The sequence below is a fragment of the Pantoea sp. R102 genome, from assembly GCF_004916815.1.
Lineage (GTDB): Bacteria > Pseudomonadota > Gammaproteobacteria > Enterobacterales > Enterobacteriaceae > Pantoea > Pantoea dispersa.
Map to the genome: position 1 here is coordinate 35,264 of NZ_SDFT01000052.1, position 12,342 is coordinate 47,605.

The 12,342-nt window shown below is 58.5% G+C and carries 8 protein-coding genes; 6 read left to right on the forward strand and 2 right to left on the reverse strand.

Translation table 11 applies throughout. The features are described from left to right. Positions 1-3: 3 nt before the first annotated feature. From mukF to ERD80_RS07485, 6 genes are all read left to right on the forward strand, one after another. Positions 4-1,326 carry a chromosome partition protein MukF gene (mukF, locus tag ERD80_RS07460; protein WP_021508336.1) on the forward strand — a complete coding sequence of 441 codons (1,323 nt, stop codon included), beginning with the start codon at positions 4-6 and terminating at the stop codon, positions 1,324-1,326. Continuing rightward, positions 1,307-2,035, forward strand: a complete 729-nt coding sequence (gene mukE / locus ERD80_RS07465; protein WP_136546397.1) for a chromosome partition protein MukE — start codon at positions 1,307-1,309, stop codon at positions 2,033-2,035. The genes mukF and mukE overlap by 20 nt, the downstream gene beginning before the upstream one ends. Next, a complete protein-coding gene (mukB, locus tag ERD80_RS07470; protein WP_136546399.1) occupies positions 2,032-6,498 on the forward strand; it encodes a chromosome partition protein MukB in 4,467 nt (1,488 codons plus the stop codon). The genes mukE and mukB overlap by 4 nt, the downstream gene beginning before the upstream one ends. 156 nt (positions 6,499-6,654) lie before the next feature. Next, complete coding sequence (gene ldtD / locus ERD80_RS07475) at positions 6,655-8,457, forward strand: L,D-transpeptidase (protein ID WP_136546401.1); 1,803 nt, start codon at positions 6,655-6,657, stop codon at positions 8,455-8,457. A gap of 188 nt (positions 8,458-8,645) precedes the next feature. Next, complete coding sequence (locus ERD80_RS07480) at positions 8,646-9,197, forward strand: YcbK family protein (RefSeq protein WP_031279855.1); 552 nt, start codon at positions 8,646-8,648, stop codon at positions 9,195-9,197. Between the two features lie 36 nt (positions 9,198-9,233). Next, on the forward strand, positions 9,234-9,863 hold the full coding sequence (locus ERD80_RS07485; RefSeq protein ID WP_136546403.1) for an MBL fold metallo-hydrolase: 630 nt from the start codon (positions 9,234-9,236) through the stop codon (positions 9,861-9,863). Between the two features lie 32 nt (positions 9,864-9,895). Here ERD80_RS07485 and ERD80_RS07490 read toward each other — a convergent pair whose 3' ends face one another. Together ERD80_RS07490 and ERD80_RS07495 are read right to left on the reverse strand one after the other, a co-directional pair. Beyond that, entirely contained in the window at positions 9,896-11,086 is a 1,191-nt protein-coding gene (locus tag ERD80_RS07490; protein WP_021508330.1) for an amino acid aminotransferase, read from the reverse strand. A gap of 200 nt (positions 11,087-11,286) precedes the next feature. After that, positions 11,287-12,342, reverse strand: a 1,056-nt coding sequence (locus ERD80_RS07495; protein ID WP_136546405.1) for a porin, incomplete at its 5' end; no start/stop codon positions are given.

Consider the following 12,342-nt stretch of genomic DNA (forward strand, 5'->3'; position numbering starts at 1 on the left):
ACTATGAGCGAATTTTCCCAGACGGTCCCCGAACTGGTGGCATGGGCGCGCAAGAATGACTTTTCCCTTGCGCTGCCGGTAGAACGTCTGGCGTTTTTGCTGGCCATCGCCACCCTCAATGGGGAGCGCATGGACGGCGAGATGAGTGAAGGTGAGCTGATTGACGCCTTTCGTCACGTCAGCAAAGCATTTGAACAAACCCACGAAACCATTCAGGTCCGTGCCAACAACGCCATCAACGACATGGTGCGTCAGCGCCTGCTTAACCGTTTTACCAGCGAGCTGACCGAAGGTCACGCCATCTATCGTCTGACGCCACTGGCGATCGGCATCACCGACTATTACATCCGCCAGCGCGAATTTTCCACGCTGCGCCTGTCGATGCAGCTGTCGATTGTTGCGCAGGAGCTGAAGCGCGCCGCCGACGCCGCCGAGGAAGATGGCGACGAGTTTCACTGGCACCGTAACGTCTTTGCGCCGCTGAAATATTCGGTCGCGGAAATCTTCGACAGCATCGACATGACGCAGCGCCTGATGGACGAACAGCAGCAGGCGGTGAAAAGCGATATCGCCGATCTGCTGAATAAAGACTGGCGCGCGGCCATCTCCAGCTGTGAGCTGCTGCTGTCGGAGACCTCCGGCACGCTGCGTGAACTGCAAGATACGCTGGAAGCGGCAGGCGACAAGCTGCAGGCTAATCTGCTGCGGATTCAGGACGCCACGCTGAGCAGCCCGGATCTGGGCTTCGTCGACAAGCTGGTATTTGACCTGCAAAACAAGCTCGATCGCATTATCAGCTGGGGCCAGCAGGCCATCGATCTGTGGATCGGTTACGACCGCCACGTGCACAAATTTATTCGTACCGCCATCGACATGGATAAAAACCGCGTGTTCGCGCAGCGTTTACGCCAGTCGGTGCAGAACTATTTCGATCAGCCGTGGGCGCTGACCTACGCCAATGCCGACCGTCTGTATGACATGCGCGATGAAGAGATGACGCTGCGTAACGACGAGGTGATGGGCGAGCTGCCGCCGGAGATGGAGTACGAAGAGTTTAACGAAATCCGCGAGCAGCTGGCGGCGATGATTGAAGAAGCGCTGCAGATTTACAAGCAGCAGCAGAAGCCGCTGCATCTCGCCACGGTGATGCGTGACTATCTGGCGCAGTATCCCCGCGCGCGCCACTTCGACCTCGCACGCATCGTCATCGATCAGGCGGTGCGACTCGGCGTGGCCGAAGCCGATTTAGCCGGTCTGCCTGCGGAATGGCAGACCATCAATGATTACGGAGCCAAGGTGCAGGCACATGTCATCGACAAATATTGAACAAGTGATGCCGGTCAAACTGGCGCTGGCACTGGCAAACCCGATTTTTCCCGCGCTCGATAGCCAGTTACGCGCCGGCCGCCACATTGGTATTGAAGAGCTGGATAATCACGCTTTTCTGATGGATTACCAGCCGTTTCTGGAAGAGTTTTATGCGCGCTACAACGTCGAGCTGATCCGCGCGCCGGAAGGTTTTTTCTATCTGCGTCCGCGCTCAACCACGCTGATCCCGCGCTCGGTGCTGTCCGAGCTCGACATGATGGTGGGTAAAATTCTCTGTTATCTCTACCTGAGCCCGGAGCGGCTGGCCAATGAGGGCATTTTCACCCAGCAGGAGCTGTACGACGAGCTGCTGTCGCTGGCGGATGAAAACAGGCTGCTGAAGCTGGTTAACCAGCGCTCCACCGGGTCGGACCTGGATCGCGCCAAACTGCAGGAGAAGATGCGTGCGTCGCTCAGCCGTCTGCGCCGTCTCGGCATGGTGTGGTTTATGGGCAACGACAGCAGCAAATTCCGCATCATGGAGTCCGTTTTCCGCTTTGGTGCGGATGTGCGCAGCGGTGACGACGCACGTGAAGCGCAGCTGCGCCTGATTCGTGACGGTGAAGCGATGACGCTGGAGAACGCACCGGTCGCCAGTGAGAGCGACGAGGCAGAAAATGACAGCGAACACGACGCGAGCGAGCGCGCGGAGGATGAACAGGCATGATTGAACGCGGTAAATTTCGATCGCTCACGCTGATCAACTGGAACGGTTTCTTTGCCCGCACCTTTGATCTGGATGAGCTGGTCACCACGCTGTCCGGCGGTAACGGTGCTGGTAAATCGACCACCATGGCGGCGTTTGTTACGGCACTGATTCCGGACTTAACCCTGCTGCATTTCCGTAACACCACTGAAGCCGGTGCCACATCCGGCTCGCGCGACAAGGGCCTGCACGGCAAACTGCGCGCGGGCGTCTGCTATGCGGTGCTGGACGTGGTCAACTCGCGGCATCAGCGCGTGGTGGCTGGCGTGCGCCTGCAGCAGGTGGCCGGACGCGATAAGAAAGTCGACATCAAGCCGTTCAGTATTCACGGCCTGCCGACCGATACGCTGCCAACCGATATGCTGACCGAAATTCTCGGCAGCCGTCAGGCGCGCGTGCTGCCGCTGGCAGAAGTGAAGGAGCGGGTGGAAGCGCAGGAGGGCGTGCAGTTCCGCCAGTTCAGCTCGGTCACGGACTACCACGCCATGATGTTTGAGCTCGGCGTGGTACCGCGTCGCCTGCGCACCGCCGGCGATCGCAGCAAATTCTACCGTCTGATCGAAGCCTCGCTGTATGGCGGTATCTCCAGCGCCATTACCCGCTCGCTGCGCGATTACCTGCTGCCGGAAAACGGCGGCGTGCGTAAAGCGTTCCAGGATATGGAAGCGGCGCTGCGCGAAAACCGCATGACGCTGGAAGCGATTCGCGTCACGCAGTCGGACCGCGATCTGTTTAAGCATCTGATCTCTGAAGCCACCAGCTACGTTTCTGCCGACTACATGCGCCACGCCAACGAGCGTCGCATCCATCTCGACGGTGCGCTGCAGCTGCGTAACGAGCTGTTCACCAGCCGCAATCAGCTGGCATCGGAACAGTATCGTCACATCGAAATGGCGCGCGAACTTTCTGAGCACAACGGCGCAGAGAGCGATCTGGAAGCTGATTATCAGGCGGCGAGCGATCACCTTAATCTGGTCCAGACAGCGATGCGTCAGCAGGAGAAGATCGCGCGTTACGACGCCGATCTGGAAGAGCTGACCTACCGTCTTGAAGAGCAGAATGAAGTGGTGGCCGAAGCGCGTGAGGTGCAGGAAGAGAACGAAGCGCGCGCTGAAGCGGCGGAAATTGAAGTCGACGAGCTGAAAAGCCAGCTGGCCGATTTTCAGCAGGCGCTTGATGTGCAGCAAACCCGCGCCATTCAGTATCAGCAGGCGCTGCAGGCGCTGGAAAAAGCGCGGGCGCAGTGCCAGCTGCCGGACCTCACCATCGACAACGCCGCAGAGTGGCAGGAAACCTTCCAGGCGCGCGAAGAAGAGGCCACCGAACGGCTGCTGCGCCTGGAGCAGAAGCTGAGCGTGGCGGAAGCGGCGCACAGCCAGTTTGAACAGGCGCTGGCGCTGGTCACCAGTATTGCTGGCGAGGTAAGCCGGCAGGATGCGTGGCAGGTCGGGCGCGAATTGCTGCGCGATGCCGCTAACCAGCGCCATCATGCCGAACAGCTCTCTTCGCTGCGTCTGCGTCTCAACGAACTGGAAACCCGCCTGCGCGAGCAGCATGACGCCGAACGTCTGCTGGCCGACTTCTGTAAACGTCAGGGCCAGCATTATGACGCTGACGCGCTGGAAGGCCTGCAGCGCGAACTGGAAGCGCAGATAGAGCAGCTGAACGAAAGCGTGGCCGACGCTGGTGAACGCCGCATGCTGATGCGCCAGGAGCTGGAGCAGCTGCGCGAGCGCATCACTGCGCTGACCGCGCGGGCACCGCACTGGCTGGCGGCGCAGGAGATTCTTACCCAGCTGAGCGAGCAGACCGGCCAGACGCTGAGCAGCAGCCAGCAGATCACCGAATATATGCAGCAGCTGCTGGAGCGCGAGCGTGAAACCACCGTTGAGCGTGATGAAGTGGCGGCGCGCAAGCGTGAAGTTGAGCAGCAGATTGCGCGACTCAGCCAGCCGGGCGGCGCGGAAGATGCGCGCCTGACTCAGCTGGCGGAACGGTTTGGCGGCGTGCTGCTGTCAGAAATTTACGATGACGTGACGCTGGATGATGCGCCGTACTTCTCCGCGCTGTATGGCCCATCGCGTCACGCTATTGTGGTACCGGACCTGTCGCTGGTGCGCGAGATGCTCGACGGCCTGGAAGAGTGTCCGGAAGATCTCTATCTGATCGAAGGCGATCCGCAGTCGTTTGATGACAGCGTCTTTAGCGTTGACGAGCTGGAAAATGCGGTCGTCGTTAAAGTGGCGGAGCGCCAGTGGCGTTATTCGCGCTTCCCGAAAGTGCCGCTGTTTGGTCGCGCGGCGCGGGAAAATCAGCTGGAGCTGTTGAACAATGAGCGCGACCAGCTGGCCGAACGTTTTGCCACGCTGTCATTTGACGTGCAGAAAACCCAGCGTCTGCATCAGTCGTTTAGCCGCTTTATCGGCAGCCACCTGGCCGTGGCCTTCGACGAAGATCCGGAAGCGCAGATGCGTCAGCTCAACAGCCGTCGGGGCGAGCTGGAGCGCGCGCTGGCGCAGCACGAGAATGACAACCAGCAGCAGCGTGCCCAGTTCGAGCAGGCAAAAGAGGGCGTGGCGCAGCTCAACCGCCTGCTGCCGCGCGTTAACCTGTTGCTTGACGACTCGCTGGCCGACCGCTGCGAAGAGATTCGTGAGCGGGTGGAAGAAGCCCAGGAAGCCGCGCGCTTCCTGCATCAGCACGGCGCGAAACTCAGCAAACTGGAGCCGCTGGTGGCGGTGCTGCAGAGCGATCCGCAGCAGCACGAACAGCTGACGCGTGATTATCAGCAGGCGCAGCAGCAGCAGCGCGAAGCGCGTCAGCAGGCATTTGCCCTGACCGAAGTGGTGCAGCGCCGCGCGCACTTCAGCTATGAAGATTCGGCTGGCATGCTGACCGGTAACAGCGATCTCAACGAAAAACTGCGCCAGCGTCTGGAGCAGGCGGAAGGGGAACGCAGCCGCGCGCGCGAACGCCTGCGCGAACATCAGGCGCAGCTGACGCAGTATTCCCAGGTGCTGGCGTCGCTGAAGAGTTCGTACGACGCCAAGCGCGACATGCTGAAAGAGTTGCAGCAGGAGATGCAGGATATTGGCGTGCACGCCGATGCCAGCGCCGAGGAGCGCGCACGCAGCCGGCGTGACGAACTCTACACGGCGCTCAGCCACAACCGTGCGCGTCGCAATCAGCTGGAGAAACAGCTCACCTTCTGCGAAGCCGAGATGGATAGCCTGCAGAAGAAACTGCGCAAGCTGGAGCGCGATTATCATCTGATGCGTGAGCAGGTTGTCAGCGCCAAAGCGGGCTGGTGCACCGTGCTGCGCCTGGTGAAAGAGAACGGCGTCGAGCGCCGTCTGCATCGCCGCGAACTGGCTTACCTGAGCGGTGACGAGCTGCGCTCGATGTCGGATAAGGCGCTCGGTGCGCTGCGCCTGGCGGTTGCGGATAATGAACACCTGCGCGATGTGCTGCGCATGTCGGAAGATCCAAAACGGCCGGAGCGCAAGATTCAGTTCTTTATCGCCGTCTATCAGCATCTGCGTGAACGTATCCGTCAGGACATTATTCGTACCGACGATCCGGTTGAAGCCATCGAGCAGATGGAGATTGAGCTGAACCGCCTGACCGAAGAGCTGACGGCGCGTGAGCAGACGCTGGCGATCAGCTCGCGCAGTGCGGCCAATATCATCCGCAAAACCATTCAGCGCGAGCAGAACCGCATCCGTCAGCTGAACCAGGGCCTGCAGGCGGTGAGCTTTGGCCAGGTGCGCAGCGTGCGGCTGAACGTCAACGTACGCGAAACGCACGCCATGCTGCTGGATACGCTGTCGGAAGAGCATGAACAGCATCAGGATCTGTTTACCAGCAATCGCCTCACGTTCTCGGAAGCGCTGGCGAAGCTGTATCAGCGTCTCAATCCGCAGATTGATATGGGCCAGCGCACGGCGCAGACCATCGGTGAAGAGCTGCTCGACTACCGCAACTACCTTGAGATGGAAGTGGAAGTGAACCGCGGCTCAGACGGCTGGCTGCGCGCCGAAAGCGGGGCGCTGTCGACCGGTGAAGCGATCGGTACCGGCATGTCGATTCTGGTGATGGTGGTGCAGAGCTGGGAAGAGGAGTCACGGCGTCTGCGCGGTAAAGATATTTCACCGTGCCGCCTGCTGTTCCTCGATGAAGCCGCGCGTCTTGATGCGCGCTCCATCGCCACGCTGTTCGAACTGTGCGAGCGTCTGGAAATGCAGCTGGTGATTGCCGCGCCGGAGAATATCAGTCCGGAAAAAGGCACCACTTATAAGCTGGTACGTAAAGTCTTTAACAATACGGAGCATGTGCACGTGGTCGGACTGCGCGGTTTTTCCGCCGATCCGACGCCGGTGAAACAGGAAAATCCCGGCGCAGGCGTGGCCACTGAAAATAGCTAGCAGCAAATCTGGTTAAAAATTCAGGCTGCGGTTAATCTGTAAACGGCATCGGCCCTGCGAGGCGGATGCCGTTTTTTATTTTATACTCAACCATAAGAGTACAGGCGGTACACGGCGTTTTCAGGATGCTGTGTCTTTGGTAAGAAGGGGGCAGGGATGTTGCTGAACAAGAAGAGCAGAGTTAATCGTGCTGCAATAGCACTCAGTTTGTCACTGATGGCGGCACCGCTGGCTATCAGCCAGGCGGCAGACGTCGGCGCGCTGCCGCACAGCACGCTGTCAGTGGCTGCCAGCCAGCAGCAAATTCAGCAGGCATTTAGCCCCAGCGAACGACCCTTTTATCTGCCCGGCCTCGCCGGCATCTATGCGGCACGCAACATGGCGCCGCTGTGGCAGGATCGCGACGCCGTGCAGGCTTTCCAGCAGCAGCTGGCAGAAGTGGCGCTCTCCGGCGTACAGCCGCAGTTTACCCGCTGGGTAGAGTTGCTCACTAATCCGGATATCAAAGGCTTCGCGCGGGACGTGGTGCTGAGCGACGCCATGCTTGGCTATCTGCAGTTTGTCGCTAACGTACCGACCCAGGGCGAAACCTGGCTGTACAGCAATGTGCCGTACAAGCTGACCATGCCGTCACTTTCCGCCATCAATCAGTGGCAAAACGCGGTGAACGGCGGCGGCAGCCGCGCCTTTGTGGTGTCGCTGCAACCGCAGCATCCGCAGTACGCACCGATGCACAGCGCGTTAAAAGCATTGCTGACCGATAACCGGCCGTGGCCGCAGCTGCGCGATAAGGGCACGCTGCGCCCGGGTCAGATCAGCGATGATGTGCCGGCGCTGCGTGAGATTCTGCAGCGCACCGGGATGCTGACCGGCACGCACAGCGCGACGCCCACGCCAGCCGACGATGCCGTCCCGACGGCGCCGCAGCCGGTGAGTCAGAGCGATCAGCCCGTGGCCGTCAGTCCGTCGGCCACCAGCGTCAGCGATCTGCCGGCGCAGGTACCGCAGGCCAGCGGCAACATCAGCACGCTAACCCCGGCGGCCAGCAATAATGTCTACGACAACACGCTGGTGGAGGGGGTAAAACGCTTCCAGCACTGGCAGGGACTGGCAGACGACGGTGCCATCGGCCCGCGTACCCGCGAGTGGCTGAATGTTTCCCCGCAGATGCGTGCGGCGCTGCTGGCGCTGAATATTCAGCGTCTGCGTCTGCTGCCGGATGACATGCACAACGGCATCATGGTGAATATTCCCAACTATTCCCTGACCTACTACAACAACGGCAATACCATTCTGTCCTCGCGGGTGATTGTCGGTCGTCCGGACCGCAAAACGCCGCTGATGCGCAGCGCGCTCAACAATGTGGTGCTCAATCCACCGTGGAACGTGCCTACCACACTGGTGCGCCAGGATATCGTGCCGAAGGTGAAGCAGGATCCGAGCTATCTGTATAAGCACGGCTACACGCTGCTGTCGGGCTGGAGCGCCGATGCGGAAGTGATCGATCCGTCGATGATTGACTGGCACATGGTGTCCGCCGCCAGTTTCCCGTATCGCATTCGTCAGGCGCCGGGTGCCAGCAACTCGCTGGGCCGCTATAAATTCAACATGCCGAGTTCAGACGCAATTTATCTGCACGACACGCCGAATCATGGCCTGTTCCAGCGTGATATCCGCGCGCTCAGCTCCGGCTGCGTGCGCGTCAACAAAGCTTCTGAACTGGCCGATCTGCTGTTGCAGGACGCGGGCTGGAACGACAGCCGTATCTCTGACACGCTGAAGCAGGGCGATACGCGCTACGTGCCAATTCGCCATCGTATTCCGGTCAATCTCTACTACCTTACGGCCTGGGTGGCGGACGACGGCCAGCCGCAGTATCGTACAGATATTTACAATTATGATAACCCGGCGCGCTCCGGCAGCCAGGTGCTGACCAAAGCGGGGCAGCTGCTGCTCTAAGCGTTGATTTCCCTGTTATCCTTCCCTCAAAGAAAATGGCAAGACCGGTCTGGAAAATTGATTTCAGACCGGTTTTGCGCATTCTGTGACAGATTGCGGGTTGACTGCTCTCCAGGCTGCGGTTACTGTTCGGCCTTGTGTACTTTTTGCACATATTTTTATCGTTTTAAATTAGGTAACCCCGCTTCATGGCTAATTTTGATTCTCAACGTCGTCGTTTATTGCTGCTGGGTGGCGCAGCGGCTGGATTGTCACTGCTGCCGGGTGCAGCGCTGGCGTCAGTTTCCACCTCCCGCCCCCGGGTATTAACGCTCAGTAACATGCATACCGGTGAAACCCTCAAAACTGAGTTTTTTAACGGTAAGAGTTATGACAAGGATGAGTTAGCTCGCTTAAACCACTTCTTCCGCGATTACCGCGCCAATCAGGTTAAACACATCGATCCGCATCTGTTTGACCAGCTCTATCGTTTGCAGACGCTGCTCAACACGCGCAAACCGGTGCAGCTGATCTCCGGCTACCGTACGCTGGCGACCAATAATATGCTGCGTGAATCGGGCCCTGGCGTGGCTAAACACAGCTATCACACCAAAGGGCAGGCGATGGATTTCCACATTGAGGGCATTTCTCTGAGCAATGTTCGCAAAGCGGCGTTATCTATGCGCGCCGGTGGTGTAGGATATTACCCGCGCAGCAACTTCGTACACATTGATACCGGGCCTGCAAGGCACTGGTCCTGATACCGGCAGCGCTGCGTGTGTCGGTCATGGAGCGCTATGAATTACCTGATTATTCCGGTCACCGCCTTTTCACAGAACTGTTCCGTTATCTGGGATGACGAGACGCAACAGGCTGCGCTGGTTGATCCCGGCGGCGATGCCGAAACCATTATTGCCGTGCTGGCGGAGCGAGGCTTAACGCCGTCGCAAATCCTGCTGACCCACGGCCATCTCGATCACGTCGGTGCTGCTGCCCAACTGGCGCAGCACTATCAGGTGCCGATCGTCGGGCCGCAGCCAGCCGATGCCTTCTGGCTCGATAACCTGCCGACTCAAAGCCGGATGTTTGGTTTGCCGGAGTGCGCGCCGCTGACGCCAGATCGCTGGCTGGAAGAGGGCGAAACGGTACAGCTGGGCAACGTGACGCTGGAAGTGCTGCACTGTCCAGGGCATACGCCTGGCCATATCGTGTTCTTTGACCGTGCTGGCCGTCTGCTGATCTCAGGTGATGTGATTTTTAACGGTGGCGTCGGGCGCACCGATTTTCCGCAGGGCAGCCACAGCGATCTAATCGCGGCCATCCAGGATAAACTTCTGCCGCTGGGTGACGATGTGACGTTTGTTCCCGGCCATGGCCCGATTTCCACCCTCGGCCACGAGCGCGTCAGTAATCCTTTCCTGCAATAAAAAAATGGGCCATCAGGCCCATTTTTCGTTGGTTACAGCACCGCGACTATCGCTTCGCACAGCGCCGACATATTATCCGGCGTCATGCCTGCCACGTTAACGCGACCGGAATTCACCGCATACACGCCAAACTCCTCACGCAGACGCACCACCTGATCTTTGGTCAGACCGCTAAACGAGAACATGCCGTTCTGTTTGATGATGAAGCTGAAATCGCGCTGTGCGCCTTTCTCCGCCAGGGTATTCACAAACAGCTGACGCATGCGCTGAATGCGCTGACGCATGTCGGTCAGTTCCTGTACCCAGATGGTACGCAGCGCGTCGTTACCGAGAATGGTGGCGACCACGGCAGCACCGTGCGACGGCGGGTTAGAGTAGTTGGCGCGGATGCTGTATTTCACCTGGCTGAATGCTGTCTTCGCCACGTCGGCCGTTGCCGCTACCAGCGTCAGCGCACCGACACGCTCGTTGTACAGACCAAAGTTCTTCGAGTAGGAGCTGGCGACAATCAGTTCCTGATGGGACGCTGCGAAAATGCGCAGGCCTTCAGCATCTTCATCCAGACCGCGCGCAAAGCCCTGGTAGGCAAAGTCGAACAGCGGCAGCCAGCCTTTCTCCAGCGACAGCTGCGCCAGCTGTTGCCACTGGTCAGCGGTAGGATCGATACCGGTCGGGTTATGGCAGCAGCCGTGGAACAGCACCACGTCGCCCGCCTGCGCTTCCTGCAGCGAGGCCAGCATGCCGTCGAAGTCGAGGCTGTGGGTCGCCGCATCGTAATACTGGTAATCACACACTTCCAGACCAGCGGCGTTGAACACGTTTTTGTGGTTCGGCCAGCTGGGATTGCTCACCCAGACGCGTTTGACGTTGGTTTGCGTAGCGAGGAAATCCGCGGCGACGCGCAGCGCACCGGTGCCGCCCGGCGTCTGCGCGGTGCAGGCGCGGCCAGCGCTAATCAGCGCGTTCTCTTTGCCAAACAGCAGTTCCTGCGTGCAGCGCGCGAAATCAGCCAGACCATCAATGCTGAGGTAGTTTTTGGTGGTCTCGTTCTCCAGCAGATACTGCTCAGCTTTTTTCACACTGGTCAGCACCGGCGTTTTGCCGGTTTCATCTTTATAAACACCAATGCCAAGATTGATTTTATTCGGGCGGTCGTCGGCGCGAAACAGGTCAGCCAGTCCCAGAATAGGATCGGCTGGTGCGGCAGAGATTGATTCAAACATGAGTCAGTTCCGTTAGGGTGAACTTTAGCAAAATGAGCTATCAGGTTAACGTCAGACGCAACGCTTGCCAACCGCTGACATAAAAAAGAAATAACTGTGGCGTATAAAGTAATGGCGCTAATCGGGAGCCCGATCACTGAAATGCAAAACGGAGCCCGAAGGCTCCGTTTCTGAGGTGTTACGCAGTTCGAATCGGCAGATTAGAACTGGTAAACCAGGCCAACGCCAACCACGTCGTCGGTAGAAGTACCGGTAGCGCGGGTGAAGTCGTTGTCGTCCAGCAGGTTGATTTTGTAGTCAACGTAGGTGGACATGTTTTTGTTGAAGTAGTAGTAGGTACCGATTTCGATATATTTAACCAGGTCAGCATCGCCGCCAGCGAAGGTTGAACCGTGGCCAGTCGCGCCGTTCAGGTCCTTGCCTTTAGACTGCAGGTAAGCGATGGATGGACGCAGACCGAAGTCGAACTGGTACTGAGCAACCACTTCGAAAGCCTGCGCTTTATTGGCAGCGAAGTTGAAGTCAGGGCCGGTAGCGCCAGTGCCGTCGTTGTTATTGCCATATTGAGTCAGGTTACGTGACTCACCGTAGAAGGCTGCCAGGTAAACATTGTTCGCGTCATATTTCAGACCGAAGCCGTAGGCACTGGCTTTATCACCGTTGCCATCAGTTGCCTGCTGGTCAGTGCGGTCAGAGTTGAAGTATGCACCCACTGCGCTGATGCCCATGCCAGTGTCATAGGACAGAGAGGTACCCCAGCCATCACCGTTGTCGTAACGAGGGCCACGACCTTCGTTTTTGCCCTGATACTGAACGGCGAATGCCAGACCGTCAACCAGACCGAAGAAGTTGCTGTTACGGTAGGTTGCCAGACCGTTTGAACGACCGGCCATGAAGTTGTCGTTGTCCTGATACAGGGTATCATCACCGAATACTGGCAGCTGGTCAGTGTAAGACATTGCGTCGTACAGAACGCCGTAGTTACGACCGTAGTCGAATGAGCCTGCATCACCAAATTTCAGACCGGCGAAGCCCAGACGGGTTTTAGAACCAGAAGTGCCTTCAGATTCAGCAACGTTAGCCTGTACGTTGTATTCCCACTGGCCGTAACCGGTCAGCTGGTCGGTAATCTGAGTTTCACCCTTGAAGCCGAAACGAACGTAAGATTTGTCGCCGTCTGAGCTTGAGTCATCAGAGAACTGGTGACGCGCATCAACTTTACCGTAGAGGTCCAGTTTGTTGCCATCTTTGTTATA

Excerpts from the sequence above, each read along its gene's own strand:
- mukF (WP_021508336.1), top strand. The coding sequence starts at position 4 with ATGAGCGAATTTTCCCAGACGGTCCCCGAACTGGTGGCATGGGCGCGC.
- mukE (WP_136546397.1), top strand. The coding sequence starts at position 1,307 with ATGTCATCGACAAATATTGAACAAGTGATGCCGGTCAAACTGGCGCTG.
- mukB (WP_136546399.1), top strand. The coding sequence starts at position 2,032 with ATGATTGAACGCGGTAAATTTCGATCGCTCACGCTGATCAACTGGAAC.
- ldtD (WP_136546401.1), top strand. The coding sequence starts at position 6,655 with ATGTTGCTGAACAAGAAGAGCAGAGTTAATCGTGCTGCAATAGCACTC.
- ERD80_RS07480 (WP_031279855.1), top strand. The coding sequence starts at position 8,646 with ATGGCTAATTTTGATTCTCAACGTCGTCGTTTATTGCTGCTGGGTGGC.
- ERD80_RS07485 (WP_136546403.1), top strand. The coding sequence starts at position 9,234 with ATGAATTACCTGATTATTCCGGTCACCGCCTTTTCACAGAACTGTTCC.
- ERD80_RS07490 (WP_021508330.1), bottom strand. The coding sequence starts at position 11,086 with ATGTTTGAATCAATCTCTGCCGCACCAGCCGATCCTATTCTGGGACTG.